The organism is Rhizobium sp. LjRoot254 (genome assembly GCF_964254105.1).
Classification (GTDB): domain Bacteria; phylum Pseudomonadota; class Alphaproteobacteria; order Rhizobiales; family Rhizobiaceae; genus Rhizobium_E.
Window position 1 is genome coordinate 5,210,610 of the sequence record NZ_CAXUSM020000001.1, and the last position, 26,318, is coordinate 5,236,927.

The 26,318-nt window shown below is 57.7% G+C and carries 30 protein-coding genes, 1 tRNA gene and 1 pseudogene; 22 read left to right on the forward strand and 10 right to left on the reverse strand.

Annotated elements, in window-relative coordinates:
• The first annotated feature begins 44 nt into the window (after positions 1–44).
• The 6 genes from ACSQ26_RS25715 (at position 45) to ACSQ26_RS25740 (ending at position 5,249) form a co-directional block, all read left to right on the forward strand.
• A complete protein-coding gene (locus ACSQ26_RS25715) occupies positions 45–836 on the forward strand; it encodes a ComF family protein (protein ID WP_436015477.1) in 792 nt (263 codons plus the stop codon).
• Between the two features lie 39 nt (positions 837–875).
• The gene (grxC, locus tag ACSQ26_RS25720) at positions 876–1,133 is read left to right on the forward strand and encodes a glutaredoxin 3 (RefSeq protein WP_436013997.1); all 258 of its coding nucleotides are present in this window, start codon (positions 876–878) and stop codon (positions 1,131–1,133) included.
• Between the two features lie 10 nt (positions 1,134–1,143).
• The gene (locus ACSQ26_RS25725; protein ID WP_436013999.1) at positions 1,144–1,992 is read left to right on the forward strand and encodes a carbon-nitrogen hydrolase family protein; all 849 of its coding nucleotides are present in this window, start codon (positions 1,144–1,146) and stop codon (positions 1,990–1,992) included.
• Between the two features lie 4 nt (positions 1,993–1,996).
• Positions 1,997–2,425 carry a DUF1178 family protein gene (locus tag ACSQ26_RS25730; protein ID WP_436015478.1) on the forward strand — a complete coding sequence of 143 codons (429 nt, stop codon included), beginning with the start codon at positions 1,997–1,999 and terminating at the stop codon, positions 2,423–2,425.
• 129 nt (positions 2,426–2,554) lie between these two features.
• Positions 2,555–3,970: an oligosaccharide flippase family protein gene (locus tag ACSQ26_RS25735; RefSeq protein WP_436014001.1), complete on the forward strand. Its 1,416-nt coding sequence runs from the start codon at positions 2,555–2,557 to the stop codon at positions 3,968–3,970.
• 49 nt (positions 3,971–4,019) lie between these two features.
• Positions 4,020–5,249 (forward strand): GNAT family N-acetyltransferase, encoded by a 1,230-nt coding sequence (locus ACSQ26_RS25740; RefSeq protein ID WP_436015479.1) that lies wholly within the window; start codon positions 4,020–4,022, stop codon positions 5,247–5,249.
• 6 nt (positions 5,250–5,255) lie between these two features.
• Here ACSQ26_RS25740 and ACSQ26_RS25745 read toward each other — a convergent pair whose 3' ends face one another.
• Both ACSQ26_RS25745 and ACSQ26_RS25750 read right to left on the reverse strand, forming a co-directional pair.
• Entirely contained in the window at positions 5,256–6,176 is a 921-nt protein-coding gene (locus tag ACSQ26_RS25745; protein ID WP_436014003.1) for a prephenate/arogenate dehydrogenase family protein, read from the reverse strand.
• A gap of 23 nt (positions 6,177–6,199) precedes the next feature.
• A complete protein-coding gene (locus ACSQ26_RS25750; RefSeq protein WP_436014005.1) occupies positions 6,200–6,994 on the reverse strand; it encodes a class I SAM-dependent methyltransferase in 795 nt (264 codons plus the stop codon).
• 93 nt (positions 6,995–7,087) lie between these two features.
• Here ACSQ26_RS25750 and gloB point away from each other — a divergent pair, with 93 nt between their 5' ends.
• The 4 genes from gloB to ACSQ26_RS25770 all read left to right on the forward strand — a co-directional run bounded on the left by gloB (position 7,088) and on the right by ACSQ26_RS25770 (position 9,536).
• Positions 7,088–7,858: a hydroxyacylglutathione hydrolase gene (gloB, locus tag ACSQ26_RS25755; RefSeq protein WP_436014007.1), complete on the forward strand. Its 771-nt coding sequence runs from the start codon at positions 7,088–7,090 to the stop codon at positions 7,856–7,858.
• A 4-nt stretch (positions 7,859–7,862) separates the two neighbouring features.
• A complete protein-coding gene (locus ACSQ26_RS25760) occupies positions 7,863–8,504 on the forward strand; it encodes a DNA-3-methyladenine glycosylase family protein (RefSeq protein WP_436014009.1) in 642 nt (213 codons plus the stop codon).
• Positions 8,505–8,607: 103 nt separating this feature from the next.
• A complete protein-coding gene (locus tag ACSQ26_RS25765) occupies positions 8,608–9,165 on the forward strand; it encodes an HNH endonuclease (protein ID WP_436014011.1) in 558 nt (185 codons plus the stop codon).
• Positions 9,165–9,536 (forward strand): hypothetical protein, encoded by a 372-nt coding sequence (locus ACSQ26_RS25770; protein WP_436014013.1) that lies wholly within the window; start codon positions 9,165–9,167, stop codon positions 9,534–9,536. Before ACSQ26_RS25765 ends, ACSQ26_RS25770 begins: the two co-directional genes overlap by 1 nt.
• An 8-nt stretch (positions 9,537–9,544) precedes the next feature.
• Here the strand turns inward: ACSQ26_RS25770 and ACSQ26_RS25775 are convergent, their stop codons facing one another.
• Both ACSQ26_RS25775 and ACSQ26_RS25780 read right to left on the reverse strand, forming a co-directional pair.
• Positions 9,545–10,069, reverse strand: coding sequence for a disulfide bond formation protein B (locus ACSQ26_RS25775; protein WP_436014015.1), 525 nt, complete (start codon positions 10,067–10,069; stop codon positions 9,545–9,547).
• A gap of 14 nt (positions 10,070–10,083) precedes the next feature.
• Positions 10,084–10,674 (reverse strand): YqaA family protein, encoded by a 591-nt coding sequence (locus tag ACSQ26_RS25780; RefSeq protein ID WP_436014017.1) that lies wholly within the window; start codon positions 10,672–10,674, stop codon positions 10,084–10,086.
• A gap of 156 nt (positions 10,675–10,830) precedes the next feature.
• Between ACSQ26_RS25780 and ACSQ26_RS25785 the strand changes: the two are divergent.
• From ACSQ26_RS25785 to ACSQ26_RS25815, 7 genes and pseudogenes are all read left to right on the forward strand, one after another.
• Positions 10,831–10,980: pseudogene (locus ACSQ26_RS25785) on the forward strand (aldo/keto reductase); the annotation flags it as partial.
• A 125-nt stretch (positions 10,981–11,105) separates the two neighbouring features.
• A tRNA-Leu gene (locus ACSQ26_RS25790) sits at positions 11,106–11,190 on the forward strand.
• Positions 11,191–11,274: 84 nt separating this feature from the next.
• Entirely contained in the window at positions 11,275–12,840 is a 1,566-nt protein-coding gene (locus ACSQ26_RS25795) for a DUF6538 domain-containing protein (RefSeq protein ID WP_436014019.1), read from the forward strand.
• 49 nt (positions 12,841–12,889) lie between these two features.
• A complete protein-coding gene (locus ACSQ26_RS25800) occupies positions 12,890–13,546 on the forward strand; it encodes a DUF4145 domain-containing protein (protein WP_436014021.1) in 657 nt (218 codons plus the stop codon).
• A gap of 834 nt (positions 13,547–14,380) precedes the next feature.
• Entirely contained in the window at positions 14,381–14,830 is a 450-nt protein-coding gene (locus ACSQ26_RS25805; protein WP_436014023.1) for a hypothetical protein, read from the forward strand.
• A gap of 74 nt (positions 14,831–14,904) precedes the next feature.
• Entirely contained in the window at positions 14,905–15,264 is a 360-nt protein-coding gene (locus tag ACSQ26_RS25810; protein ID WP_436014025.1) for a hypothetical protein, read from the forward strand.
• A 10-nt stretch (positions 15,265–15,274) separates the two neighbouring features.
• Positions 15,275–15,877 carry a hypothetical protein gene (locus ACSQ26_RS25815; protein ID WP_436014027.1) on the forward strand — a complete coding sequence of 201 codons (603 nt, stop codon included), beginning with the start codon at positions 15,275–15,277 and terminating at the stop codon, positions 15,875–15,877.
• A gap of 293 nt (positions 15,878–16,170) precedes the next feature.
• On the opposite strand, the gene ACSQ26_RS25820 is transcribed toward ACSQ26_RS25815, so the two are convergent.
• Both ACSQ26_RS25820 and ACSQ26_RS25825 read right to left on the reverse strand, forming a co-directional pair.
• Positions 16,171–16,671 (reverse strand): hypothetical protein, encoded by a 501-nt coding sequence (locus tag ACSQ26_RS25820; protein ID WP_436014029.1) that lies wholly within the window; start codon positions 16,669–16,671, stop codon positions 16,171–16,173.
• Positions 16,672–16,755: 84 nt separating this feature from the next.
• Complete coding sequence (locus tag ACSQ26_RS25825) at positions 16,756–17,307, reverse strand: hypothetical protein (protein ID WP_436014031.1); 552 nt, start codon at positions 17,305–17,307, stop codon at positions 16,756–16,758.
• 202 nt (positions 17,308–17,509) lie between these two features.
• On the opposite strand from ACSQ26_RS25825, the gene ACSQ26_RS25830 reads away from it, so the two are divergent.
• Positions 17,510–18,070, forward strand: coding sequence for a recombinase family protein (locus tag ACSQ26_RS25830; protein WP_436014033.1), 561 nt, complete (start codon positions 17,510–17,512; stop codon positions 18,068–18,070).
• 120 nt (positions 18,071–18,190) lie between these two features.
• Here ACSQ26_RS25830 and ACSQ26_RS25835 read toward each other — a convergent pair whose 3' ends face one another.
• From ACSQ26_RS25835 to ACSQ26_RS25850, 4 genes are read right to left on the reverse strand one after another with little or no spacing between them, the layout of a single operon-like run.
• Positions 18,191–18,904, reverse strand: a complete 714-nt coding sequence (locus ACSQ26_RS25835) for a hypothetical protein (protein WP_436014035.1) — start codon at positions 18,902–18,904, stop codon at positions 18,191–18,193.
• Positions 18,901–19,602: a hypothetical protein gene (locus ACSQ26_RS25840; protein ID WP_436014037.1), complete on the reverse strand. Its 702-nt coding sequence runs from the start codon at positions 19,600–19,602 to the stop codon at positions 18,901–18,903. The genes ACSQ26_RS25835 and ACSQ26_RS25840 overlap by 4 nt, the downstream gene beginning before the upstream one ends.
• Before the next feature lie 46 nt (positions 19,603–19,648).
• Positions 19,649–21,487 (reverse strand): hypothetical protein, encoded by a 1,839-nt coding sequence (locus ACSQ26_RS25845; RefSeq protein WP_436014039.1) that lies wholly within the window; start codon positions 21,485–21,487, stop codon positions 19,649–19,651.
• A gap of 19 nt (positions 21,488–21,506) precedes the next feature.
• Entirely contained in the window at positions 21,507–21,731 is a 225-nt protein-coding gene (locus ACSQ26_RS25850) for a hypothetical protein (RefSeq protein WP_436014041.1), read from the reverse strand.
• 295 nt (positions 21,732–22,026) lie between these two features.
• On the opposite strand from ACSQ26_RS25850, the gene dcm reads away from it, so the two are divergent.
• The 4 genes from dcm to ACSQ26_RS25870 all read left to right on the forward strand — a co-directional run bounded on the left by dcm (position 22,027) and on the right by ACSQ26_RS25870 (position 26,290).
• Positions 22,027–23,271 carry a DNA (cytosine-5-)-methyltransferase gene (gene dcm / locus ACSQ26_RS25855; RefSeq protein ID WP_436014043.1) on the forward strand — a complete coding sequence of 415 codons (1,245 nt, stop codon included), beginning with the start codon at positions 22,027–22,029 and terminating at the stop codon, positions 23,269–23,271.
• Complete coding sequence (locus tag ACSQ26_RS25860; protein ID WP_436014045.1) at positions 23,264–23,734, forward strand: very short patch repair endonuclease; 471 nt, start codon at positions 23,264–23,266, stop codon at positions 23,732–23,734. Before dcm ends, ACSQ26_RS25860 begins: the two co-directional genes overlap by 8 nt.
• Positions 23,671–24,963 (forward strand): type II restriction endonuclease, encoded by a 1,293-nt coding sequence (locus ACSQ26_RS25865; RefSeq protein WP_436014047.1) that lies wholly within the window; start codon positions 23,671–23,673, stop codon positions 24,961–24,963. Before ACSQ26_RS25860 ends, ACSQ26_RS25865 begins: the two co-directional genes overlap by 64 nt.
• A 166-nt stretch (positions 24,964–25,129) precedes the next feature.
• A complete protein-coding gene (locus ACSQ26_RS25870; RefSeq protein WP_436014049.1) occupies positions 25,130–26,290 on the forward strand; it encodes an HNH endonuclease in 1,161 nt (386 codons plus the stop codon).
• Positions 26,291–26,318: the final 28 nt, after the last annotated feature.

A 26,318-nucleotide genomic window follows, 5' to 3' on the forward strand; every position in this document is an offset into this window, starting at 1 on the left:
TCGCAAAGTCATCAGCGCTGTCATAATGTCAAGGAATGGAAGAGCTGGACACGAAAACACGGCGGCCATTCTTCACGCCGCTGCTGATCGGATACGCGCGTGCGCAATGGCATCGCGCGTCCGATTTCGTGTTTCCACCGACATGTCCCGGCTGCGGCCGGATGAATGCCAGCCACGGCGCGCTCTGCCAGGAATGCTGGCAGGATATCAGCTTCATCGAGCGGCCCTATTGCGAGGTGCTCGGCACGCCGTTCGAGCATGATCTCGGTGCCGGGTTCCTGTCGGCTGAAGCGATCGCCGATCCGCCGGTCTTCGATCGCTTGCGATCGGTCTGCACCTTCGATGGCACCGCGCGCAAGCTCGTGCATGGGCTCAAGTACCGCGACCGGACTGAGCTCGCGCCGATGATGGCGAAGTGGATGGCGCGTGCGGGCGGCGAAGTGCTCGCCGAATGCGATCTCATCATTCCCGTGCCACTCCATACCTGGCGCCTGTTGTCGCGCCGGTTCAACCAGTCGGCCGAACTGGCCCGCGCCTTGGTCGAAATCACCGGCAAGCCGCTTGCCGCCAATGCCGTGCGGCGGAAGAAATCCACGGCGCAGCAAATCGGGTTGGGAAAGGCGCAGCGCGAGACCAATATGCGCGGCGCGTTCGAGGTCACTGTTCAGGGCAAGACGGAGCTTTTCGGCAAGCGGATCGTTCTGGTCGATGACGTCTATACGACTGGCGCGACTGTCTCCGCCGTCACCCGGGTCATGAAACGCGCCGGTGCCGCGGATGTGACCGTGCTGACCTTCGCAATGGCCATTGCAAGGCCGGGCGCCGGCATTATATGAGATATCAAGGGGCTGCGGCCCAATCGTTTGGAGAAGATCATGGCTTCGGTCGTCATCTATACACGTCAATATTGCGGCTATTGCTCCGCAGCCAAGTCCCTGCTGGAAGGCAAGGGCGTGGACTATGTCGAGCATGACGCCACCGGCAATTCCCAGCTGCGCGCCGAGATGATCGAGAAGGCGCGGGGCAAGAGCACATTCCCGCAGATATTCATCAACGGCCAGCATGTCGGTGGTTGCGATGACATCCACGCACTCGATCGGGCGGGCAAGCTCGATCTGTTGCTTGCAGCTTGAGGTGATAGACATGGTCAAGGTCGCCGCCATCCAGATGTGCTCCGGGGTCGATCCCGAACGGAACATGAAAAGCGTTGAACGGCTCGTGCGCGAGGCGCATGCCGCCGGCGCCACCTATATCCAGACGCCCGAGATGACCGGCGCGCTGCAGCGCGACCGCAAGGGGCTGATGGAAATCCTGCGGCCGGAAGCGACCGATCTGATTGTCGCCGGGGCTTCGGCTCTGGCCAAGGAACTGCGCATTCACCTGCATATCGGCTCGACGGCGATCCTGCTCGACGACGGCAAGATTGCCAATCGCGGTTTCCTGTTCGGACCGGATGGCGGCATCGTCACCCGCTACGACAAGATCCACATGTTCGATGTCGATCTCGACAATGGCGAGAGCTGGCGCGAGAGCGCGGTCTATCGCCCTGGCAGCGAGGCGCGGCTGGCTGATCTGCCTTTTGGCAGATTGGGCTTTGCGATCTGCTACGATGTGCGCTTCCCGCAGCTTTTCCGTGCCGAGGCGGTCGCCGGGGCGGAGATCGTCAGCCTGCCGGCAGCCTTCACCCGCCAGACTGGCGAGGCGCATTGGGAAATCCTGATCCGCGCGCGCGCCATCGAAAACGGCGTCTTCATGATCGCTGCGGCACAAGCCGGCGTGCATGAGGATGGCCGCGAGACCTTCGGCCATTCCATGATCGTCGATCCCTGGGGCCGCGTGCTTGCAGTCGCGAGCGGCGCAGGCGAGGCGGTCATCACCGCCGAGCTCGACATTGCCGAAGTGGCGGCCGCGCGCCGCAAGATTCCAAATCTCAGGAATGCGCGGGAGTTCGAAGTCAAGGAGACGGCGCCGACACGCGCCGCTGTTGCGTGAAGATTTGATCAATTACTCCCTTCAATGTGATGCCGGACACCAGTTCGAGGGCTGGTTTTCCTCGAGTGCCGATTTCGATCGCCAGTCGGAAGCCGGCTATGTCAGTTGTCCGCATTGCGAGTCGAAAGCTGTCTCCAAGCTGCTGATGGCGCCGAATGTCACGACGGGCCGCCAAAAGGACAGGACCCAGGCGGTGGTGATGGACAATGTCCGCCGCGACATGATGGACAAGCTCAAGGAAGCCGTGCGCGAAGTCCGCGCCAATGCCGAGGATGTCGGCGAGAAGTTTCCCGAGGAAGCCCGCAAGATACATTACGGCGAAGCGGAAGCACGCGGCATCCTGGGCCGCGCGTCGCTCGAGGAAGCCCAGGCGTTGACCGAAGAAGGCATCGAGATTTCGGCGCTTCCCGATCTGCCCGAGGATGCCAACTGATCACTTCGACGTGATCGCCAAATCCGTCTCGATTTAATGTTTCGCAGGCTTCTCGAACCGTTTCTTAACCTTGATGTGTGAGAAACGAGTAAGTTGTTTTGCGTTCACACCTATCGAGTATTGCGTTTCATGGCCCTTCTCCAGGCATCCGAAAAGGATTTGCCGGAAACCGGTTCCGGCGGGCTGAAAGGCCTGTTGGGGAAGGCATACGAACTCTTGACGTCAAGCGATGGCGATGGACGCGCGGGCCGCAATGCCCTGATCGCCTTCATGATCCGCGTCGTCTCGGCGGCAATCGCCTTCATCTCCCAGATTGTCTTGGCCCGCATGATGGGCCAGCACGAATACGGCATCTTCGTCTTCGTCTGGGTGCTGGTGATCCTGATCGGCAATCTCTCCTGCCTCGGCTTCCATTCGGCCCAGATACGCTTCCTGCCGCAGTTCGAGGCTGTCAATGATGTCGAACGCATTCGCGGCCTGACGGCAACCGCGAGGCTCTTCGCACTGATGTCCTCGACGGGGGTTCTGCTTGTCGGCCTCGTGGCGCTGCATTTCGCGCAGGGGCTGATCGAATCCTACTATGTGATGCCGCTCTATATCGCGCTGTTCATCCTGCCGATGATCGCGCTCGGCGACACGATGGAAGGCACGGCGCGCGCCAATTCCTGGGCCATCGCGGCGCTCTCGCCGACCTATATCATCCGGCCGGTACTGATCCTCGTCTTCATGCTGGGTGCTGTCTGGATGGGTGCGGCGCAGACGGCGCAAACCGCTATCGTGGCGGGCCTTGCCGCTGCCTATGTCACGACGGTTGGCCAGTTCTTCAACATCACGTGGCGGCTGCGCCGGCGCTTCGACCGGGGGCCGGCCAAGGTCGAATTCGCGCCCTGGTTCCGCGTCGCGATCCCGATCTTCCTGATCGAAGGCTTCATCTTCCTGCTCACCAATTCCGATACGGTGGTGACCGGCCTGTTCCTGGCGCCGAGCGAGGTCGCGATCTACTTCGCCGCCTCGAAGACCATGGCGCTGGTGCAGTTCGTGTATTTCTCGGTGAAGGCCGCGACCGCTCCGCATTTTTCAGCGCTGTTTGCCGGGGATGACCGAGAGGCGCTGGCGAAATTCTCCGGCCAGAGCGTGCGCTGGGTGTTCTGGCCGAGCCTGCTCGTCGGGCTGACGGCGCTGGCTCTCGGAAACTTTCTGCTCGGCATGTTCGGCGAGGGGTTTACCGCGGGCTACAATGTCATGGTGATCCTGTTTTTCGGCATCATGTGCAAGGCCGCTGTCGGCCCGGGTGAAGTGTTGCTGACCATGGCCGGCCAACAGTCGCTCTGCGTCAAGCTCTACGTCGTGGCGCTCGCCGCCAATATCGGCCTCAATCTGCTGCTGATCCCGCTTTACGGCATTCAGGGCGCGGCCACGGCTGCGGCGCTTGCCATGCTGGTCGAAGCGGTGCTGCTGCATGTGGCGGTCCGTAGCCGTTTGAAAATCACGCTGTTCATATTCGCGCGGCCTGAACTCGCGCGACCCAATCCTGAGGATATCTGAACCCATGTCCCCGGTCCCGACACTGCACGAAGAAGGTTTCCACGCTTCCATGCAACTCGCGCATGGCGAGATCGGCACCACACGGCAGCGCCCGGCGCCGTCGCTTTCGATCGAGGCGGGACGTCCCGGCCGCGCGCTATCGATCTATGCGCCGCAGGCGGGCTACGACCTGCAGGAAGAGCTGGATTTCCTGTCCAATCGGGCGATGGAGCCGAATGTCTTCTTCACTAGCCGCTTCCTGGCGCCTGCCATGCCGCGTCTGGAAGACCGCGAGATCAGGCTCGCCGTCGTCCGTGACGAGATGGATGGCAAGAGCCGGCTGCGTTTCCTGATGCCGTTCTCCGTCGAGCGCCCCGGCTTCTCGATCGGCGCGCCGATCATCCGCGCCTGGTCGAATTCCTACGGACCGCTCGGCACACCGCTGGTCGATGCCGAAGGTGCCGCCGAGACGATCGACAATTTTCTCGATGCGCTCGGCCGCGAAGAAAGCCGGCTGCCGAGCGTTCTCGTCCTGCCTGATATCCGCCTCAACGGCCAGTTCGCCCAGGTGGCGCGCGCGATCGCCATGTCGCGCAACCTGCCGATCAGCACGACCAACGAGCAGAGCCGGCCGATGCTCGACAGCCTTCTCGATGGCGACGCCTATCTCAAAGCCTCTATCAAATCGTCGCATATGCGCGAGATGCGCCGGCAGTGGGGTCTGATCGAAAAGCTCGGCACGGTGAAATACGAGATCGCCCGCCAGCCCAGGGATATCAGGATGCGCATGGAAGAGTTCCTGATGCTCGAAGCGAGCGGTTGGAAGGGCAAGAAACGCAGCGCGATGCTATCCGACCGCCTGCGTGCCGCCTTCGCCCGTGAGGCGGTGAACAATTTGGCCGAAATCGACGCCGCGCGCATCCATACGATCGATCTCGACGGCCAGGCGATCGCCTCGATGATCGTGCTGATGATGAATGGCGAGGCCTATACCTGGAAAACCGCCTTCAACGAGGAGCTTTCGCGCTTCTCGCCCGGCAAGCTGCTGGTCGCCCAGCTCACGGACTGGCACCTCGATGATGCCAATATCGTGCGCACGGATTCCTGCGCCATCCCCGATCATCCCATCATGAGCCGGCTCTGGAAGGAGCGCGAGGCGATGGGCACGCTGATCATCGGGCTCAAGGAGAATTCCGACCGCGAAGTGCGCCAGGTCGGGACGCAGCTGCATCTCTACCAGAACACCCGCAACGTGGCGAAGATGATCCGCCAGAAGATCATGTCTCTGGGTAGGAAGTAAGCCGGCTTACTTCTCTGGATAGCGTCCGAAGTTCGGCGCGGCCACGTCCTGGCCGGCTTCGATGATCGAGCGGCGGACATCGCGGGTGCGGGTGAAGAGTTCGAACAGCTTGTCGCCCTCGCCCCAGCGGATCGCCCGCTGCAGATAGGCGAGGTCTTCGGAGAAACGCGACAGCATTTCAAGGATCGCATCCTTGTTGTGCAGGCAGACATCTCGCCACATCACCGGATCGGAGGCGGCGAGGCGGGTAAAATCGCGGAAGCCGGACGCGGAATATTTGATCACTTCCGATTCCGTCACCGTCTCGAGGTCCTCGGCCGTGCCGACGATGTTGTAGGCGATGATGTGCGGCAGGTGGGAGACGATCGCCAGCACCTTGTCATGATGCTCCGCGTCCATCTCCTCGACGAGTGAGCCGAGCGTCTCCCAGAAATGCCTGAGCCTCGCGACCTGGACCGGATCGGCATCGGGGGTCGGCGTCAGGATGCACCAGCGACCTTCGAACAGCGTCGCAAAGCCGGCATCAGGGCCGGAATATTCCGTACCGGCAACCGGATGGCCAGCGATGAAATGCACGCCATCAGGCATATGCGGCTTCATCTGGCTGATCACCGAGGCCTTGGTGGAACCGACGTCGCTGACGATGGCGCCCGGCTTCAGCGCCGGTGCGATATCGGCTGCGACCGCGCCCGACGCGCCGACCGGCACCGAGACGATGACGAGATCGGCATCCCTGACCGCATCCCGGGCGCTGGCGTGATAGCTGGTACCCAGGCCGAGTTCTCTAGCGCGGGCAAGCGTCGCCTCGCTGCGGGTGGAAATGGCGATTTCCTTCGCCAGGCCCTTTTCAGCAATCGCCCGCGCAAGCGAGGAGCCGATCAGGCCTATGCCGACCAAGGCGATCTTGTTGAACTCTACGTCACTCATGCCCAGGGAAATCCGGTGAAAAATCAGACCGGATGGCCATAAACCGGGGACGAGGCATTGTCGAGAGGGAGAGAGGCCGCTGCATCACGCGATGTCGGCACACCCTGCGGTGAGAGCACGGGCACGAAGACCCGGCGCGACGAGCGTGCGAAGACCGGCAGGCCCTGGTAGAGCCGCTTCTGCGCCTCGACCACGATGACGCCGGAGAAGACCGGCATGACGCGGCGGCCGAACGGCTCCATCCATTGGCAGAGCCTCAGAATCCAGTGCTTGCGGTAGGGTGGAAAGAACAGCGCCTCGGCGAAGGCGCCGGGCGTGAAGTTCGCCTCCCGCAAGATCGAGGTCAATTGTCCGCGTGAATAGGGCCGGCCGGCGCCGAAAGGCGTATGCTCCAGCCGTGCCCAGACGCCGCGCCGGTTCGGCACCACGACCACGAGCCGCCCGCCTGGTGCCAGCACCCGCCAGAGTTCCTTCAACGCTTCACGGGGATTTTCGGCGAATTCCAGCGAATGGACCAGCAGGATACGGTCGATCGAGGCGTCCGGCAGCGGCAGTTCCTCGTCGAAGACCAGTGCCGTCGCCGAAAGCGCGCCGGGCGGCCAGTTCACCGCACCCTGCCCTGCGGGCATGAAGGCGAAGGTCCGTTCCGCACCGCTCTGGAACATTTCGAGATAGGGCAGCGTGAAGCCGAGGCCCATCAGCCGCTCGTCCGGCAGGCGCGGCCAGACCGTACCGATCGCGCGGCCGATCGAGGCAATCGCCATCTGTCCGAGCGGAGAATGATAGAACTGTCTGAGGTCAACGATATCGGTACTCATGGGCGAAATGTAACGTGACCGGGTTGGACTTCAAGGGCGGTGGCACTACATCTTCGCGAAAAGCATTTTGAACAAGCGAGATAGGGACATCCGATGGCAGAATTAGAGATAGAGCTTTTCCGCTGCCGCAGCGATAATTTCGGCGTGCTGCTGCATGATTCCGAGAGCGGCAAGACCGCGTCCATCGATGCACCCGAGGAACAGCCGATCCTCGACGCGCTCACCCGGCGCGGCTGGACGCTGACGGATATTTTTACCACGCATCACCATCAGGACCATGTCGAGGCCAATTTGGCGCTGAAGGCGCGCTTCGATGTCGAGATCACCGGTCCCAAGAACGAGGCCGACAAGATTCCGGGCATCGGCTTTGCCTTTGGTGATGGCGGCCAGTTTTCCTTCGCCGGTCATCCGGTCGAGGTGATCGAGACGCCGGGGCACACGGCCGGTCATATCTGCTACTACCTGCCGCAGGACAAGCTGCTGTTTGCCGCCGATACGCTGTTCGCGCTCGGCTGCGGACGGCTGTTCGAGCGCGGCCCGCGCGACATGTGGCAGTCGCTTCTCAAGCTGCGCAAGCTGCCGGATGATACGGTGGTCTATTTCGGGCACGAATATACGCTGAGCAATGCGAAATTCGCGCTGACGGTCGATCCGCAGAGTGCCGCGCTTCGCGACCGGGTGAAGGAGATCGAGGCGACGCTTGCGGCTGGCGGCCATACCGCACCGACAACGATCGGCGTCGAGCGCGCCACCAATCCTTTCCTGCGCGCCGACGATGCCGGCATCCGCAAGCATCTCGGCATGGAGGGTGCCGAGGATTGGGAGGTCTTTGCCGAGATTCGCGCCCGCAAGGACAAGTTCTGATCCGATGCAGCCGATCAGGACCGAGGCAGATATCGATTCTGCCATTGTATCGCTGGCCGACATCGATCCGGCCTTTGCACCAGTCATCGCAAGGGCGGGTGCCATTCCGCTTCGCCATCGCCCGCCTGGCTACGAGGGATTGGCCCATATCGTCGTCTCGCAGATGGTCTCGCGCGCCTCCGCCGATGCGATCTGGGGTCGGCTCGAAGCGCTGACCAGCGTGGTAGCTGCGGAGAACATCCTCGCCCATTCCGTCGAGGAACTGAGGTCGGTTGGCCTTTCCCGCGCCAAGGAAAGCACGCTGCGCGGACTGGCGCAGGCCTGCGCCGATGGGCTGGATCTGGAGACAGCGGCCTACCTGCCGGCAAGCGAAGCGATCGCCACACTCACGGGTGTCAAGGGCATCGGGCCGTGGTCTGCGGAGGTCTTCCTGCTGTTCTGTGCCGGCCACCCGGATATCTTTCCGTCGGGCGATGTGGCGCTGCAAAGTGCTGCTGGCAGCGCCTTCGGCCTGTCTCCGCGCCCGAGCGACAAGGCCCTGCGTGCCATGGCTGTCCGCTGGCAGCCGTGCCGGTCGATTGCCGCGCGGGTACTTTGGGCCTACTATGCCGTCGAGCACAAGCGTGACGCAATCCCGGTTGTGTAAAAGCAGTAACTGCGAAAAACGTATTCTTTTCAGGGCTTCACAATCCTGTTGCAATACGCCTAGTATGAAGAAGCAGGGAATTCGAATCGGTCAGGAGTAGGACTTGACGATTGCAGTATCACCCCAGTCGCTTCCAGCCCTGGTCCTCAATGCGGATTACAGGCCGCTAAGTTATTACCCTTTGTCGCTGTGGTCCTGGCAGGATGCGATCAAGGCTGTGTTCCTCGACCGCGTCCATATCATCGCGGAATATGAGCAGGCGGTCTCCTCGCCGAGCTTCTCCATGAAGCTGCCGAGCGTCGTCTGCCTCAAGTCCTATGTCCAGCCTTCACGGTTTCCGGCTTTCACGCGCTTCAACGTGTTCCTGCGCGACAAGTTCGAATGCCAGTATTGCGGCGACGAGGACGACCTGACCTTCGACCACGTCACGCCGCGCGCCAAGGGCGGCCAGACGACATGGGAAAATGTCGTCACCGCCTGCGCGCCCTGCAACCTGCGCAAGGGCTCGAAGCTGCCCAAGCAGGCCGGCATGTTCCCGCACCAGAAGCCCTACCGGCCGACGGTGCAGGACCTGCACAACAACGGCCGCCACTTCCCGCCGAACTATCTGCATGAAAGCTGGGTGGATTATCTTTACTGGGATACGGAACTGCAGCCTTGATGCTGAGAAATGTCGTGCTCGCCTTGTCTTTATTGATGAATGGCGTGGTCGGTTACGCCTACTATTTTCCGGCGATCGGCACCGGTCCCAAGATGTCTTGCGACGAGGCCAGGAGCGATGCGGAAAACAAGGCGGCCACAGAGGCCTTTGCGCGAGAGAATGGCGGATCGCTCGCCAAGACGCACGAATTTTTGAAGAATAGCGATTACAAACTGCGCAATATTGGTGACGCCGGTGACGGCCTAACTTTCGTTTATGTCGCAACCCACTATTCGTCGACATGCGGATTTCATCTGCCTGGGATCGACGGCAGCATCGTACGAATTCTGACAGATTCCCAAGTGGAGCCTTTGGTCAAAAAGGTCTTTTGAGCAGCGCCTCACCCCTTCCGCGTTGCCCCAAACACCGCAATCCCCGCCAGCACCAGGCTGGTGATCACATTCCACCCGGCAAACGACAACCCCAGAACCCGCAGCGTCGCATCCGTGCAGGACGGCCCGTGCTGGGTGTTGAGGTCGTTGAGCAGGTCGGCGGCGTTGTTGGAGATTGCGTTGACCGAAGTCGCGCATGTCGCCGGGCCTTCCCAGAATTTCCACTCGACGCCCGCGTGATAGACGCCCATGCCGGCACCAACCAGCATCGCAAGTGCCGCCAGCAGCAGCAGCGTGCGGGTGACCGCCGGTGGCGCGTTCATCGCCGAGGAGAGCACCGCCAGCAGGCCGATCGGGATGCCGACATAGTATGGCCAGCGCTGCATGAGACAGAGCGCGCAGGGAATGTAGTGACCGATATGCTCGAAGCCGAGCGCCGAGAGGATGACGACCGCCATGCCCGCCGTGAGCAGGAGCGCGGGCCACAGCATGGCGCGGGAATCAGTGGGCACGGCAAACGAGGTCGAAGTCATGGATCACGTCTCGGTCAATGTTTCAAAAGCTCATAGACAAGATAGAGAGCGATGAGGATCGCCGCTGCCAGTGCTGCCAGCCAATTGAGGCGTTTTTCGATGAAATCGCGGATCGACACGCCGTATTTCGCAAACAGCCATGAAAGCAGCATGAACTTGCCGCCGCGGGCGACCACGGCCGCGACGAAGAACAGCAGAAGGTTCACCTGCAGCACGCCGGACAGGATGGTCACGACCTTCAGCGGTGGCAGATGCGCGGCACCCGATGTGATCAGGAACAGCAGGATCCAATTGATGTCGATGCCTGATTTCATCGCCTCGAATTCATCGAGCTTGCCGTAGAATTCGAGCACCGGGGCGGCGATGGTCGCGAAGGCGAAATAGCCGATCATCCAGCCAGCCACGCCGCCGAGGATCGAGCCCACGGAAGCGATGATGCCGTAGCGCCAGACCTTTTTCGGATTGGCGATCGCCATCGGCAGGAACAGCACTTCCGCCGGCACCAGGAAGATCGAACTCTCGATGAAGGAAATGATGAAAAGCCAGATTTCGGCGGAGGGACGCTCGGCGAGCCGCATGGTCCAGTCGTAAAGGCTTTTCAGCATCGGCACGTCCTGTTGGCGATTTCGGATTTTGTTCATAGGCGCGGGGGAGGCTGCTTGTAAACCGGGGCGATAATGCGGCGCAGCAAATTTCACGCGATTGTCATTGCATGGCACGGCCCGCCTTTCTAAACTTGAGGAAAAACAAGGAGTCCCGTCATGGAAAAGCGTCCGCTCGGAAATGCCGGCCTTGAGATCGCCCCGCTCGTATTGGGCGGAAACGTCTTCGGATGGACGCTGAACGAACGGGAAAGCTTCAAGATTCTCGATGCCTTCGTCGACCGTGGCTTCAACGCGATCGATACTGCGGCCAGCCTGAGGCTGATGGAAGAGGATATGGCCGAGCTCAACGCGGCAAGCGCCTGAAGCGGCCCAAAAAGCGGTTGACCAACCCGGCGTCATTCGTATAGTCCGCCGCTGTTACCTTCCCTTATGCCCCATTGGCGGAATTGGTAGACGCGCTCGACTCAAAATCGAGTTCCGAAAGGAGTGCTGGTTCGACTCCGGCATGGGGCACCAAAGACTTCGTTTGAAGTCAATAACATAGCGTGAAATCAAGAGGTTAGACTTCCATCTGCTACAGCAAACTGCTACAGCGGAGGCATGGAAGACATGACAAAATACCCTTGGCTAGCTATTCGTGGCCGCACCTTCTACCTCCGCGCTCCAGTCCCATTGGACATACAGAAGACGTTCGGCAAGGCGGAAATCTGGAAATCACTTCGTACTCGGGAACGGAAGATTGCTTTGGACCGGCTTCGAACGGAGAGCGCATCGCTTGTCGCATCCTTCCTTAAACATCGGCTTGCCCAGGCACGGCTTACTGAACCGCCCCTTGATGAACTTTCAGAAGCCCATTTGAAGGCCGTTGAGGACGCCTACTTCGTCCACCTCCTTGATGAGGATGATGACACTCGGGAGAGCGGCTTTGAAAGCCGGGACTTCGACAATGATGCTGACTGGCTAGAAGCGCTCGATGAGATAAACCGGGCAGAGTTCGCACGTGGCCAGCTTTCCGACTTTATGATGGACGAAGCGCGGGAAGTCCTGTCATGGGATAACGTTGGCCTCAGACTTGCGGATGGCTCTCCAAGCTGGCCAAAGGTGGTGAGGGCTGTTTACAAGGCGACCATCAGGGCGAACGAGATCAAGAAGCAACGGAACACCGGGGCAGTGATCGACACCCCAAGCGCCCCCGCCGCGCCGCCACAGGCCGCACCGAAGCCGACCCTCCAAGACGCCGTAGACTTCTACGTCAAGGAGCGCATCTCTGGCAGCGATTTTGCGCAGCGCAAGCGCAAGGTTCGCATAGAGGCGATGATGGGTGACATCAAGGCCGCGTTGAAGACCGTCCCTGCCCTGACCGACTGGACCATTGACGACGCCTACAAGCTCCGCGACTTCCTGTTGGATAAGCCAAACAGCCAGGGTGAGAAGCGGAAGCCATCGACCGTGCGGCGCGAGTTAAACGACGTCAAGGGTATCTTCTCGCTTTACCGGGACAAGAAGCTCCGCAGCATGGACAATCCGTTTGACCGGCTCGAACTACCCAAAGACCTTGAAGTCAACATCGACAAGGAAGACCGAGACCCCCTGCCGGAAGCCGTGATGACGGCCACACGGGACATCATCATTAAGAAGGCCAACCCCGACCTGAAGCTGATTTGGCGGCTACTGGAGGGGACAGGCTGCCGCTTGGCGGAGATCACGGGTCTGCGTGTTCAGGACATCCAGACCGATGGAGAGACGCCGCACCTGAAGATTATTAGCCATGAAGGTAGACGCCTGAAGAACGCTTCTTCACGCCGTGACGTACCCTTGGTCGGAGACGCTCTCATGGCCGCTAAGGCAGCGCTGAAGCTGGCTGATGAGGGCCTGTTCGCCTTCCTGCGTTATTCGGGTGACGCTGGCCCGAACTCGGCATCGGCATCACTGATGAAGCGCCTCCGTGAGGTCTCATCGAACCCGTTGCACACGGTCCATTCGTTGCGACACAACATGGCTGATCGTTGCGATCTGACAGGGGTTCATCCAACCGATAAGGCCGCGATCCTAGGGCATCTGAACGCTGGGGCGAGTGAGAAGCATTACGGCTCAACGGCAGTGAAGCTGGTCACCTTGACGCGTGCGATGACGAAGGCATTCGGACCAAGCACCTGTTGGAAGTAGCCCCCTTTTCTAGTATGCAGTGTTTCGGCCAATCTAAGGATGCAGAACGATGAGCTGGTGGGAGATTGGTGAAGGTTCAGGTCATTCGGCCTATAACGATGAATTGCGCTTAGACCTTGTAGATTGCGGCTTCTGCGGAGAGAGCGGTAGATTTGCTTTTGAGAGCCGTATCATCAAGAAAAACCACAAGGGAAAAGCCCTGCGTTACGACACGCTGCGCTGCGAGGAGTGCGGAAATCTCACTTCGGTCTTTTGGGGAACAGGCAGCTCAGGTCTTCAGCGTCATTATCAAGTTCCTTGGCTGAAGGAGACGACGAAGTGGCCAACCCACTGGCCGGATGATGTCGGGCGCTTCTGGCTCCAAGCGCGGCGCAGCATTGAGGGGTCAAACTGGGATGCTGCGGCGTTGATGGCCCGTAGCGCGGTTCAGCTTGTCCTTCGCCATCAGCAGGCCACAGGTAAGTCGCTATTTGAAGAGATCAACGATCTGGGAAAGAAGGGCGTTCTTCCTCCTGTGATGGTGGAGTGGGCGCACGAGGTCAGGGTCTTGGGCAATGACAACGCTCACCCGACGCCCGGCGCAGCTGGCACGGCTCCCAAAGACGCTCAGGCCGTGGTGGAATTTCTTGGGATGCTTCTCAGGGTCACATTCGACCTGCCATTCCAAATCTCGGAGCATCGAGGAAGCAAGACGGCCAAACCTTGACAGGCGCCGGCCCGTGCATGGGCCGATGAGGTCGAATTAACCGAGACGGTCACAGGCGATTTCCCGCGATCCCTATCGACCTACAGCGCCATTCCGAGTTTCAGCAACGTCGCCCCATAAAATTGCCTGAATGCGCTCCTTGGCCGATACGTGACAGGAAGAAACGCCGGTCCTGCGGCAATTACCACCCACCTAAGTATATCCGAAACTTCGCGGCCTCGGAGCCCAACAGCAGGACACTTTCATGAACGCTCAACGCTGGGCTCTGGAGCGGGCTTAGGGAGACCGCACGGCCCTCATCGGGCGAATTCACCCGTATATGCGAGACCGCTAATTGCATATAAAAATCAGTATCTTGGAATTAACCCTCACCTAAGGAAAAAGAACAGGAGGAATAGACGAGGACTTCAGGAGAACCTTCGAGCAGAGTTATCGAAGGAGGACCACTGAAGAGAGGGACTCTATGATGGACTGATGATGATGGAAGCAGCTTTAATATCACCACCACTCACCATCAAAGACCCCCTAACGATACCCTATAAGGCGACCTGATCGCCGCCCTTTATCGTCACCACCAACGAGCCCTCATCGCCGCTACGCGGCTGGGCACTCGACAAACGAGAACGTTGTGGTGACGTTCCTACCGGTCTCATCGGTCTTCAGACTGATCAGGCCGGCCGTGCTCAGTCAGTCGTTAGTCTGGTCTCCTGCCCCATCGGCGGGGGACCGGCCTCGCCATCCGACTGCACCGAGCCACCACCATCATCGCCATCATCTCCAACGATCTACTGAGCAAGCCAAGGCGTGACACCCTTCGGCACGAAAGGAACTCCCATGACCAAGACAACGCTATCCTACTCGACCCGCATGCTGGCAACCGCTGAGTTGAACGGTGCTAGGGTCTCGTTCTTTGAGCCCCCACATTCCGAACCCGACTTTCCTTGGGTTGACCTTCGTGAGCTGACTGCAGCAGTTTGTCCACCGTCGCTGCGGGCCCAGATGGTCCGAAATGCCGCAAAGATATGCAGGGGCGTTCAGCAGCCGGTGCTGACTGTGACAAACGGCTTCGATGAGATTGAGATTGTCTCGCATCTCACAGCACAAGCGGTCTGCGCGACCATCGACGAACTCGAAACTGGCTGCCCAGACCCCCATGGTCTGGCTGAGGAGGCATTCCTTGCTGTGGCCTTTGACACCTACAGCAAGTGCTATCCCATGACAGTGGAAGAAGTAGTTGCCGCAATGGGCAATCTAGGTGGTTCTTTCGGACGACCAGCGCACTAGCCTCGTAACCACCACCACCACTGACCCACTGAGCAACCCTGAGGCGTGACTTCCTCGGGGCGAAAGGAACTCCCATGACCACGACCACCATTGCCAATACCAACACCCTGAAGATCACCATCAAGGCCCTCAAGCCTGACAACCGAGGGCAGCCCTACACGGTCTCCTTCCGGGGAGAGACCATCATAACCAAGTCCCACGTTCCATCGCATGACGCATGCCGCCTGCTGGTCTCCCTCGGTCTATCCGGGCCGCTGGAGGTATGGGCCGATAGCGAAGCCTTCCCCCGCCTCCTGATCATGGACGTCCAGAAGGCCGCACAGTGGACCGTGAAGGAAGGCGTGAATCACGGCCCGAGGTTTGCCCGGTACGTGCCCTTTGACAGGTTTGCCTTTATGGAGCGCCCTGAGCGGGCCGACGCGGAAGCGGCCTGAGGTCAGCGGGATGCAGTACACCCGTAAGGTTCTGAACCGTTCGACCGGCGAGCTTGAAGAGATTGACCTCGGAAACTGGATCACCATCCGCGAGCTTGGGGAGATGCACGGCCTCGGTCGCCGCCATACGACAGAAGTTCTTCGCCATCTCGGCGTCCTTCAAATTGAGACCACGGGACGAGTGACCCGCCACCTTCTCGCGGCATGGTTCGTGGAACGGGGTCTCGGTAAGCGCCACTATCGCAGGGTGGACAAGTTTCCGTTCGACGTGGTCAGTCCCGATGGCCAGGAATGGCTTGCTGATGTCTGGGCCTTGGCCGTGCAAGAACTTGAGCAGGCCAGGCAGGCCGGCCCAGTAGCAGAGGCGAAGGCCGACTTTGAAGGGTTCAAGACGGGACGGCGGGAGATGTTAATACAGCTGCAAGTCTACTGGCTTGCCGACTTCTGGCCCACCCTGACACAAGCCGAGATGGCCACGGTTCTCTCGGTCTCCCAACAGCTCGTCAGCCGGAACCTGTCCCTGAGGGCGGACCAGCGTTCTGGATGGAGGGAGTTCAGGTCGCGTCCTCTGGCGGACAAGCCAAGCCCCGATTGGTCTTCGCAACCGTTGTAGTCGTAATCGTAACAGGCATATACACAAGAGTACAACAAGCCGGAAAATGGCTTTCTCTTGGTGTTGTGGCTGTCACCCTCTTCCCCAATCTACAGATGGCCGTTTTCAGCTGTCACCACCCCGGCTTTTTCGAGCGATCGTGGTCGGGGTGGTACGGTGGCCCGTTCAGAGACGACCACGTATGAAAATGCACCCCCGAATGTTTGGGGCAGAAATTCGTTTGCCCAAATCAGATAAGAGGCTTTCCGTCTTCCCCCCGTGGGGCACCACCCGGCTTCCTCGGTGTCTCTCCCTTATTGTGGTGGCGTCCGCTTCGACCGTGCGACCGGCTCGATGTCAATCACGGGGCTTTTGTCTATGTCGCCCTCCCGGTCTTCTTTGGCCTTCGGCTTAAGCTCGTCGTAGAGATAGGAGCCAAACATCGACCCCGCGCCAAGCACAACCCACAGCGGCACGGCTATCGCGGTCCCGAGCGCGGCAATCCCCGCAGCCTGAGAGCCGAACAACCCGAGGCCAACCGCAGCCGCGCCAAGCCCCGCCCGTTGTGCCTTGGTCCTGTTGTCCCATCCCAAGGTCTTCAGCTCACGTGCCACCGTCTTCACAGCAGCGAGGACAACTCCGCTTTCCCTAGTCGCGGATAGCGCGGCCCTAGCCTTCTCAGTCGCGGAAAGACCGGACTCCCTAATCTCCAGCAACTTCTCCAGCAACCCGCGCAACGCGGATGCCTCATCGTTGCTGACCCGCTTGGCGATGGCAATGGCCATGCTCTTCTGCCTGCTATCCTCGGTCGTCATTGGTGCCCCATATCTCTGCCTTGAGTAGCATGAAGGTTCCCGAGCCGGAAGGCTCAGTCGAAGGCAGTGTCAATTGCCCTTGCGTCATTGAAGATCGACCGACCAAACCTGTACACCGCCACGCTCTAGCTTCGGCAGCCGCGCAGTTCCGGGGTGCTTAGGCGACATGAAGAACACGTAGCGATGCTGCTCAGGGCGGGTAGCGAGCTTCTCCAAATCCTTCGCAAGTTTCCTGTTGTTCTCGGGTCTCACCGCAGCGAACGTCTCTGCACCCACGAGGCCCTCTACCTCGCTCATCACGTCGAGTGGTTGGGAAGCGTGAGCGCCGGGAGCAAGATGAAAGGCTCCTGCCTCAGGGTGCAGTTCCAATAGCTTCCGGGTGGCAAGCACCGCAACGACATAAGTCCAAGTCTGATTGACCTGTTCGATGACGTTCAGTGCGTGGTGCGTGACTGGATGAAAGCCGATGGGGTGAAACTTCATGTTCCAAACCATATCCAACGGCTTGCCACGGAACGCCGAAACCCACTCGGCAGTTCTCTTTGCAGAGGCCTCAAGCCTGAGCATCAGCGCGTCTGCCTGCTCCAATGTCCGCAGCGTCAGCAGCTTACCACTTGTGGCGTCTTCGTCTTCCATGCCTCGCTCCTGCTTTGATGCCGCACCCTATCGCGTGACTCGGAAAAACCCCAAGAGACCTTCATGTTTTTTTCTCTCGAATGGGTATACGGTAACGAGACGCTTGCGTGAGACACATTTCCTGTCTCATTAGGGTTGACACTTGATTTACGAGACAGTAAGGCGAGAGGATCTAGACCCAAATGAGACACAGGAGAGCCGCATGGGCAATCAGATTTTCGGCTACGCAAGGGTATCAACCACTGATCAGGACACAGCCATTCAAGATGCTGCTCTCGTGGCCGCAGGCTGCACCCGCGTGGTTTCCGAGAAGAAGTCAGGCACAACCACCAAGGGACGCTCGGAGCTCCAGACACTGATGGATTTCGTCCGTCATGGTGACACTGTGATGGTCACTCGCATCGACCGTCTCGCCCGTTCTACCGCCGATCTTCTCGCAATAGTCAAGACGCTGGAGGACAAGGGCGTGGCCCTGAAGGCTACTGAGCAGCCCATCGATACCTCAACTCCAGCAGGCCGCGCCTTTCTTCAGATGCTAGGAGTGTTCGCTGAGTTCGAAACAGCCATCCGAAAAGAACGCCAGTTGGAGGGAATTGCTAAAGCCAAGAAGGCGGGGGTCTATAAGGGGCGCAAGGTAACAATCAGCGCGGAGCAAGTGAAGGCTTTGGCGGCTGTCGGCAAAGGGGCGTCGGCAATTGCGAAGGAACTTGGCATTGGGCGTGCGAGTGTTTATCGCCACATTGACGGTCGCAGCTCCTCATAATTGCAGTATCGTCTTGCGCCTTGTGTCAAGCCACCAGATTATGTGTTTTCAGACTTATGGAAATGTATTTGGTTTCATTGGATCACACGATGGCCAACTTCGCCGGTGTATACGCGAAATCTACGGCTGCATTTTGGGCCTATAAGCATCAAACTCTTTCGGTAGCTTTTCCATTATCTGTTCCGGCGACAGGGCAAATAAATCCCACGTCACATCCAGTTGTTTTCTGACCTGCGCAAGCCGCCTCGATGATCCACCTCTCTTGCCGCCAGCCCCACGACGAAGCTTTCCGGTGGCGCCCTCATAATAGAGCATGCACGCAACCCGTTGAAAGGAGAGATGGAACATGTCCTGTTGACTTGTCAGCTGCTCGCGCAATTCGCCGGGAACTGACGGTTCTCCCAAGAGCAGGTGCCGCGCATCATCACCAAATGAATGAAACAGCAGCACCGGCATGCGGATAAGATGCCGCTGCCCTTTCTGAAAATCGCCAGCCTCGCTCGGATACCACCTCCAGACCTCGCCCAGTTTTCGTTTTCCAGTCTTTTGGCGTGGATAGACCACATCGCGGCAGACAAACGCGAGCCACGCCCATAGATTCGTGCCGTTCAGCAATCCAGCTATGTTGGCTGTTCCGGAGGCTTTCAGGATCGCGTTCGCCATCTCCTCCGCACTTACCCAGGCTTTAACTTCGAACGGCAGAGTGCCTGGAATTCTTTTGGCAACAGATACCCCCACCGGATCAATTGCTTCTTCCTCGAGCGTACGTTCGAACGCCTGTTTAAATGCCTTCATGCCGGCATCCGTAAATTCGTACAGTCCACTGAACTTCATGCGTCACCTCCCACTTTGACAAGAACATCAACAAGCCGGTCGGAAAGCATGTGCCTGCTGCAAAAACTATCAATCAGTCCATCGATCCATTCGCGTCGCTCGCGCGCTGTAGCCTGCTGCGGCTTTTGATTACCCGGCATGAGATTATCCGCCCACGTTAGCCAGTCTTTCATCCATTCCGTTTCCTCCGGGTTTTCGTGTTCCAGAATGTCATCAAAAAGCTGGTAAATGACTGCCGGCATGATTGTATTGACGAACGTTGGATCATTCTTCGCCCAGACTTTCGGATTGGGAATTCGGTTGTCGATTTGAATGACAGGATGCGCATTCTCTTCAATGCAAAGCTTCCACGCCCGGGGCGCAATCTTCGCAGGCAGAAAGTTCAGGAGGCCACGAACGCCTCCTTCCTTTACAGGGTTTTCGGAGTTCAGACGCCATTGCTGGGTACTGCCAAACAGAATACCGATCCGCTCTCCATTAGCGTTAGCAACTCGCAGCTGGCATCCGGGATCAAGATAACCCTGGTTCTTCAGATCAACCGCTGCCTTTGGATTTTCGAGCGTGCCGAAGTCAACCAGCTCCATCTGCTTGTTTTCGATAAGCTTGATCATCAAGCGGGCATCCACGGGAAACCCTTTGAACGCTTTTTGTTCGCGGATCGCGAGAGTGAGAACTTTCGTTTCACCAATCTCGCGCATGGCAACATTCACGCTGCTACGGGGCAATTGCCGGCGCCCTGTGAGTCTAATCGTTCTGTGCATGCTTCCAGACCTTTATGTGTGTATCTAGCTCCCGTTTTGCATCGAAGCCCGTGATGGCCACCCGAAATGACTGTCCGCAGTTACGGGCTGTGATTTTGTTTTTTACGAACTCGTGTTCACAATCCGAAGTATCTGTATCCAGATCGATGGGCGCAAAGTCATAAACACTCCATGCCGGTTTGCGCGAACCATCCGCATAGGCCATTGTCACCGATACGTTGATCGGCCATTCCGCGTAATCGGGATTGGCAGTGATGCGAAATCCATCGGCCAGTGTTTCCACAACCAGAGGCGAAATGCGGGGTGGAGGCGGAGGAGGCGGAGGAGGCGGGTTGATTTCAGGTTTTCCACCGCCCGGCTTCTTCGTAGACGATGTTTCATCCGGCAGCGAAAAGAAGCTATCGAAAACGTCGATGTCAGGCTCGGTAACCTCAGGGGTGAGCAACGTGCGCAGTTCGGCGGGCAGGCTCTTGATGAACCGTTTCACCTGAACAGGCTTGAAATACCCCTTCTTCTCCAGCTTTGCGATGACCTCCTTCGACTCAAGCAGATCAAGGTGCGCTTTGCCCTCGCAGAGATTGAGAAAGGTTGCGAGATTCTCCTCGTCAATCAGAAAGACAGCATCAAGTTCGCCTGGCGCCGACGACTTTACATCCGGTAGGCTCATGCCTTCCCGGAACAGTCGGTCGATCGGCAGCAAATTATCTGGCGTTTTTGCGACAACTGCGTTCAGCGATACCGGGAAAGATGCACTTCCCTGTCTCAACGGGAAGTTCAATGCAACTGAAACCGCAACGCCTTTCTCACATGCCTCCTGCATTTTGCGAACTTCATCGCTGTCACGCAGCGCAGACAGACCCTTCGATACATCGACATCAAGCGAGAAAGCGGTCTTGCCCGCCGCCCGGATCAAGTCGAGATAACGGGCAGCATCCTGCCGGATGGCGGGGGCATGAATGTTGTCCGCATAGTCTGATGAAACGTCATCTATCGACTGTGCATCGATCGTTACGTCATCGACTTTGACAATGAGCGATCCATTGAGAATGGCAGGTGCAAAATGCTCGATCGCTGCAGCAATCACCTTGTCTGCCGTGAGATCACCATGAGGATATGGAATGACAAGAGCGAGCCCGCTTCTGTAGGGATCAGACCCATATCCGTGCAAGCCAAAAGCCGTCGCCAGCCCATCATCAAAGCCAGCCTCCGAGTGAAGACGAAAGCTGTCTTCCTTCTCCTCTGCAGCAAGATAGGCGTGCGTCGTCAGCACCGGACCATTCTTCTCGACACGCATGGTTTTAAGAAGGGTCATGCCGCAGGATGCACGCAGCTTGTCAGCGTTGCGCCGCGTTAGGGCAATGACCGTCTGCATCCGTGATGCGATTAGGAAGGTGACGCGCCCAATGCCTCGGCCGCCGCGTTTGGCGCCTTCCTTGTTGGAGACTCCAAAGTTCAGCCAGTAGTTCCAGAAATCACCAAGGCGGTCATTGAGATCGCCTGCAAGGCCCTTCGTGTTGAAGTCTTCGATGGTAACCCAGTCGATGCTGTTCTGATCCCACTGCTCAACCTCGGGGAAACCGGCCTGAGCGCGATACGCAACGGTCTGCTCCAGATATTCCCGGCGCAGCGTGAGATCGCCTTTGTGAAACCGGAAGCTGATGATGGCTGGCGCATTCATGTCGAGACGTGCATCAAGAGTATTCTGGATACCTTCGCGCACGAACGTTTCGGTGTACGGATAATCCGCTCGGTCGAACATCTCGCTGTCGGTGTTCTGCGAACTCGGTGTTGGCCCAACCCTTGGCCAGATCCATTTCCACATGCTGCTACTCCGGGTCAGTCTAAATCAGTTTGAACTCATTATCTTTTCCACCCGTATCGCCGGTGAAGCGTGCCTTCGCTGCATCCAGTTCTTTTTGCATGGCCCGGAAAATTTTTTTGACGTCATCGTCGTCATAGGCATACGCACCGCGATTGGCGAGGTTACCAATCAAACGCACATCCTTGATGGCACGGTTCACACGCGCCTCTGCCAGCTCTACAAATTTGTCCCGTTTGTCCCTCATATTTCTCATACCTTTCGTGAATGTATCAAGAATATGCGAATACTCACGCAGTTGTCAACATTTCACGTACATTTAAGAAATGTGAGCGCAATGTACGTGGAATGTAGGCGCGTTCTATGAACGCTAGGCCACTCTCGCATGTTACCCGAATGGGAAATCACGAGAAATAGGCGTTGGAGATGCAAGCGCCTGTAATAGCTGTGGATTCTTTTGAAGAAAAGTTGTTGTTCTCTAAATGTTCTCATGTCAATATGTCATAAATATTCCCAGCGAATCTCACCACGGCGGAGCCAGCATGAACATATTTTCCGAACTTCGGCAGCAGGCAGGTCTCAGTGTCAAGGAAACGGCCGCTCGGATGGGGTTCGATGAGCGTACCGTTTACCGCTGGGAAAATGGCACGACTAAGCCGCGCAAGCCTGTGATGGAGTTGCTGAAGTCAATGGCCGGCGGCCGGGTAGCAGCAAACCAGTCCCGCAGCTTTACCTTTGTTGATCTCTTCGCCGGCATCGGCGGCCTCCGAAAGGGCTTCGAACCGATCGGCGGAAAGTGTGTCTTCACATCCGAGTGGGATCGCTTCAGTCAGGAAACCTATCGCGCCAATCATGTCTGTGATCACGAACTTGTCGGCGACATAACGAAGATCCAGGAGGGCGAAATCCCTGAGCACGATGTACTTCTCGCGGGCTTCCCGTGTCAGCCATTCTCGCTGGCCGGCGTTTCCAAAAAGAACTCTCTCAATCGCCCCCATGGTTTTCAGTGCGACATGCAAGGTACGCTGTTTTTCGACGTCGCCCGTATCATCAAGTATCATCGCCCGAAGGCGTTCCTTCTCGAGAACGTGAAAAACCTGAAGAGCCACGACAAGGGCCGTACCTTTGATGTTATCAAGCGCACCCTTACGGAAGATCTCGGCTATCAGGTGCAGACACGCATTATTGATGCCCGCTCATGGGTTCCTCAGCATCGCGAGCGCATTTTCATCGTAGGTTTCCGTGAAGACTGTGATTTTGACTTCAGTGCGCTAGAGCTTCCCTCTTCAGATCAAAATCCAATGCTCGCATCCATCCTCCATTCCGAAGATGGAAGCGAAAAATCTGATGAACGTTTTATCACAGGTGGCTTGGGCCAAGTCGCTGCGCGTTATACGTTGTCGGACCACCTTTGGGAGTATCTGCAGGCTTACGCGCGGAAGCACCGGCTGAAAGGCAATGGATTTGGGTTTGGTATCGTGGGGCCGAACGATGTGGCACGCACCCTGTCTGCTCGCTACCACAAGGATGGTTCTGAGATTCTTGTGAGTCAGCGCGGCAAAAACCCAAGACGATTGACCCCCCGAGAGTGTGCCCGGCTTATGGGCTTTGAAAAATCAGGCGAGCAGCTATTTCGAATCCCTGTCTCGGACACACAGGCATACCGGCAGTTCGGCAACGCAGTTGTTGTACCCGTTGTGGAGGCAGTAGCTCGTCACATGGCGCCCTTTATCGACGAGGTGAAGTCAATGGCAGCAGGTGATAGGGAGACTAAGGCGGTTGCCTGACATCGTAGATCAGCCTACGCGCAGCCGGATGATGTCTGGCATCCGAGCAAAGAATACAAAGCCCGAGCTTGCAGTCCGGCAGCGCCTTCATGCGCTTGGTTTTCGTTATCGCATTCACGTAGTGGAAGTTCCAGGCAAGCCCGACCTAGTCCTTCCAAAATATCGTGCAGCCATCTTTGTTCACGGATGCTTCTGGCATGGGCATAACTGCTCTTTATTCCGCCTACCTGATACGCGTCGTGACTTCTGGCAGGCCAAGATCGATCGCAACAAGCAGCGAGATGAACAGGTCAGCGGACAACTACAGGACGCTGGTTGGCGTCAACTCAGCATCTGGGAGTGCGCTTTTCGCGGCTCCGACCAAATTGGTCTCGATGCAGTGATCGAACGCACGCAGCGATGGCTGCGATCGGACATAACCGTACAGGAAATCCGCTCGGCGGAAACGGTGGGGGCGAAGTGAGACAGGGTTCACTGTCAGATTACTTTATTGGCGTAGGAGTCAAATCGCTACGGGGAACCGAGGTAGACACTCGTGTATCGAACGGTCATGAATTGCAGGGCGTGGATAGTTTTCGTGTGTTTCTCGGAACGCCATCTGAAAGTGTAAAAATACCAGTTAGTTACATCTGGCTGAGTGACGATACGCCGCCCGAACGAATGGATCTGACGGCGACTTGGTATGACTGCCGGGCAAACGACAAAAAGCGCACAGCCGAATACCGCCTCTACTATCCGGCGAAGGTCAATAACCTCGTGTATCGTGCCAAAACTGGAGATACATTGTTTCTCTGCCAGTCAAAAGAGGGCCCGCTTTTGGCGCTGTTTTGCGCTCGCGGGAGTTCCATCGAGCAGCAGCTTCTCTGGCTTTTTGGTCTTCAACTAGTAGAAGGTTTTGACATTCGGCAGAATGACCTGCGCGATTCCCGCAGCAGGGTACTCGGTCTTGCGGCACGATACATCCTTGATTTGATCGGCATTGAAGTCATTTCAACTGAAGACACCTGGCTTGATTTGCTCGTAAGGAGATTTGGTGACAGGTTTCCTAGCACCCGCGAGTTTTCGGCCCTTGCCCGCCAGATCGCGAGGGATGTCGATTCGATTGCCGATCCGGATTTGGCGCTTTTAGAATGGATGGATCTGGAAGAGCGTTTATTCATGACGTTTGAACGGCACATCGTTAGTAAGGTGTTGGAGAAAGGCTTCATGTCGGAAGGAAAGGCCGATGTCGAAGGATTTGTAAAGTTTTCCCTTAGCGTGCAGAACCGAAGGAAAACGCGCGCCGGATGGGCCTTTGGCAACCACATTGAGGAGGTTTTGCGCGTGCACGACCTACATTACAAACGTGAAGCGACAACTGAGAAGAGGAACGGCCCTGATTTTCTGTTCCCAGACGAAACCGCCTATCGTGACCCGTTATATCCCACAGTGCGCCTGACTATGCTAGGAGCTAAGACTAGCTGTAAGGACCGCTGGCGGCAGGTATTGGCAGAAGCCGACCGCATCGAAATCAAACATTTATTGACTTTGGAACCAGGGATTTCTGAGACGCAGACAAAAGAGATGCAACGGGCGAGGCTGCAGCTCGTACTGCCTACCGCTCTGCATGAAACGTATCAACCAGAACAACAAAAGCAACTCATGAATCTGCAGACCTTTATCGAAGTCGTTCGTTCCCGCCAAACCTCGTGACGATGATCGCAGATCACTCAACCTCATGGCGGCGGCTCGCCCTCGAAATCCCCAGACTTGTCCGCTTATACACCGCTCCGGTAATGGATTGGCTACAACTTCTGAGTAGCTGTGTGAGCACATTCTACGATCGACAACTCAACAATTCTAAGTACAGGAGCCAAGATTGAACCTGCTTGATGAAACCGGTGCAGTGTTAGATGCACTCTTTTCAATTGAAACGGGCGTTGGGGACGGATTCCGTGTGAATTGGGAGTCGCGCGGCGGCTCCGATCATGGGCCAAGGTCGAGTCGCAACAAGGATTATGCACCGGCACTTGAGCTGCTGTTCGAGCGGCTGGCTCGCAACAGCATGAGAATTGAACAGATTTACATTGCTAGCGCGAAAGAGAGCGTGCGCCCGCTCGATGATAGGAAAATCAGCCCCAAGGGCTTCAGTTATCCCATTTCTCCGTCACCCACAGCCGTTAGATCTCTAAGATTGGCCATAGGCAGGGAGCTCGTACAATTCGGCCAGAGTGCAGGCGCGAGTGGTGGAAATGCGACCAAGCGTATTAGCTTGGACATCTCGTGGCCTAGCCATCCAGCTGCCCTTCAATCCGAGTTGGAAGACGCCCTGCTTGCCGTTGAGGGCGCGGGAATATCAGATGTTCAGCGCAGGCTTCGATATCAACCGCTTGGAGATTTTCTCAACGCGCAAACTGCGAACGCAATCACACTTTCGATTTCCGACATTGAGGGAATGGTTGGACGATTGCCTGCTACGGCAGCAAGCCATCAGTTCTGGGCGAACGCGAGAGAGCATCATACCAGTCGCCGATCCCAATGGCTCGATCATGGATTTCTCGCGTTTTTCGAACCAAAAAACCAGTCCGTACGCTTTTCTCGTCAACTTGAAGAGGAGCCGACTGACGATTCCCAAGAGTTGGAACACCGTGTCAAACGAGCGGTCTCCAATCTCAAAAAGCGGGGTCGTCATGCCTCCCCTCCTAAGGGAAATCGCAAACCCGCGAAATCCCAAAAGACAAGTACAGCATTCGTACGCGACCCCAATGTAGTAGCTTGGGTTTTGGTCAACGCCAAAGGCATTTGTGAGCGGTGTGAGGAAGCGGCGCCATTCAACAGAGACGACGGCGAGCCCTTCCTCGAAGTTCACCACATTCGTCCGTTGTCCGAGGGCGGTCCCGATACCACCGACAACGCACTCGCATGCTGTCCCAACTGTCACCGTCGTCTGCACAGTGGCCAAGATCGGGCGACGCTGAAGAGCGATCTAATCAAACGCCTTGCACGTATTGTCGAGCACCCGCACCAACCACTTACATAGCGATACTAACAACTGCATGCGCTCCCCC

Excerpts from the sequence above, each read along its gene's own strand:
- grxC (WP_436013997.1), top strand. The coding sequence starts at position 876 with ATGGCTTCGGTCGTCATCTATACACGTCAATATTGCGGCTATTGCTCC.
- ACSQ26_RS25725 (WP_436013999.1), top strand. The coding sequence starts at position 1,144 with ATGGTCAAGGTCGCCGCCATCCAGATGTGCTCCGGGGTCGATCCCGAA.
- ACSQ26_RS25735 (WP_436014001.1), top strand. The coding sequence starts at position 2,555 with ATGGCCCTTCTCCAGGCATCCGAAAAGGATTTGCCGGAAACCGGTTCC.
- ACSQ26_RS25740 (WP_436015479.1), top strand. The coding sequence starts at position 4,020 with ATGCAACTCGCGCATGGCGAGATCGGCACCACACGGCAGCGCCCGGCG.
- ACSQ26_RS25745 (WP_436014003.1), bottom strand. The coding sequence starts at position 6,176 with ATGAGTGACGTAGAGTTCAACAAGATCGCCTTGGTCGGCATAGGCCTG.
- ACSQ26_RS25750 (WP_436014005.1), bottom strand. The coding sequence starts at position 6,994 with ATGAGTACCGATATCGTTGACCTCAGACAGTTCTATCATTCTCCGCTC.
- gloB (WP_436014007.1), top strand. The coding sequence starts at position 7,088 with ATGGCAGAATTAGAGATAGAGCTTTTCCGCTGCCGCAGCGATAATTTC.
- ACSQ26_RS25760 (WP_436014009.1), top strand. The coding sequence starts at position 7,863 with ATGCAGCCGATCAGGACCGAGGCAGATATCGATTCTGCCATTGTATCG.
- ACSQ26_RS25770 (WP_436014013.1), top strand. The coding sequence starts at position 9,165 with ATGCTGAGAAATGTCGTGCTCGCCTTGTCTTTATTGATGAATGGCGTG.
- ACSQ26_RS25775 (WP_436014015.1), bottom strand. The coding sequence starts at position 10,069 with ATGACTTCGACCTCGTTTGCCGTGCCCACTGATTCCCGCGCCATGCTG.
- ACSQ26_RS25780 (WP_436014017.1), bottom strand. The coding sequence starts at position 10,674 with ATGCTGAAAAGCCTTTACGACTGGACCATGCGGCTCGCCGAGCGTCCC.
- ACSQ26_RS25795 (WP_436014019.1), top strand. The coding sequence starts at position 11,275 with ATGGAAGACATGACAAAATACCCTTGGCTAGCTATTCGTGGCCGCACC.
- ACSQ26_RS25800 (WP_436014021.1), top strand. The coding sequence starts at position 12,890 with ATGAGCTGGTGGGAGATTGGTGAAGGTTCAGGTCATTCGGCCTATAAC.
- ACSQ26_RS25805 (WP_436014023.1), top strand. The coding sequence starts at position 14,381 with ATGACCAAGACAACGCTATCCTACTCGACCCGCATGCTGGCAACCGCT.
- ACSQ26_RS25810 (WP_436014025.1), top strand. The coding sequence starts at position 14,905 with ATGACCACGACCACCATTGCCAATACCAACACCCTGAAGATCACCATC.
- ACSQ26_RS25815 (WP_436014027.1), top strand. The coding sequence starts at position 15,275 with ATGCAGTACACCCGTAAGGTTCTGAACCGTTCGACCGGCGAGCTTGAA.
- ACSQ26_RS25820 (WP_436014029.1), bottom strand. The coding sequence starts at position 16,671 with ATGACGACCGAGGATAGCAGGCAGAAGAGCATGGCCATTGCCATCGCC.
- ACSQ26_RS25825 (WP_436014031.1), bottom strand. The coding sequence starts at position 17,307 with ATGGAAGACGAAGACGCCACAAGTGGTAAGCTGCTGACGCTGCGGACA.
- ACSQ26_RS25830 (WP_436014033.1), top strand. The coding sequence starts at position 17,510 with ATGGGCAATCAGATTTTCGGCTACGCAAGGGTATCAACCACTGATCAG.
- ACSQ26_RS25835 (WP_436014035.1), bottom strand. The coding sequence starts at position 18,904 with ATGAAGTTCAGTGGACTGTACGAATTTACGGATGCCGGCATGAAGGCA.
- ACSQ26_RS25840 (WP_436014037.1), bottom strand. The coding sequence starts at position 19,602 with ATGCGCGAGATTGGTGAAACGAAAGTTCTCACTCTCGCGATCCGCGAA.
- ACSQ26_RS25845 (WP_436014039.1), bottom strand. The coding sequence starts at position 21,487 with ATGTGGAAATGGATCTGGCCAAGGGTTGGGCCAACACCGAGTTCGCAG.
- ACSQ26_RS25850 (WP_436014041.1), bottom strand. The coding sequence starts at position 21,731 with ATGAGGGACAAACGGGACAAATTTGTAGAGCTGGCAGAGGCGCGTGTG.
- dcm (WP_436014043.1), top strand. The coding sequence starts at position 22,027 with ATGAACATATTTTCCGAACTTCGGCAGCAGGCAGGTCTCAGTGTCAAG.
- ACSQ26_RS25865 (WP_436014047.1), top strand. The coding sequence starts at position 23,671 with ATGGCTGCGATCGGACATAACCGTACAGGAAATCCGCTCGGCGGAAAC.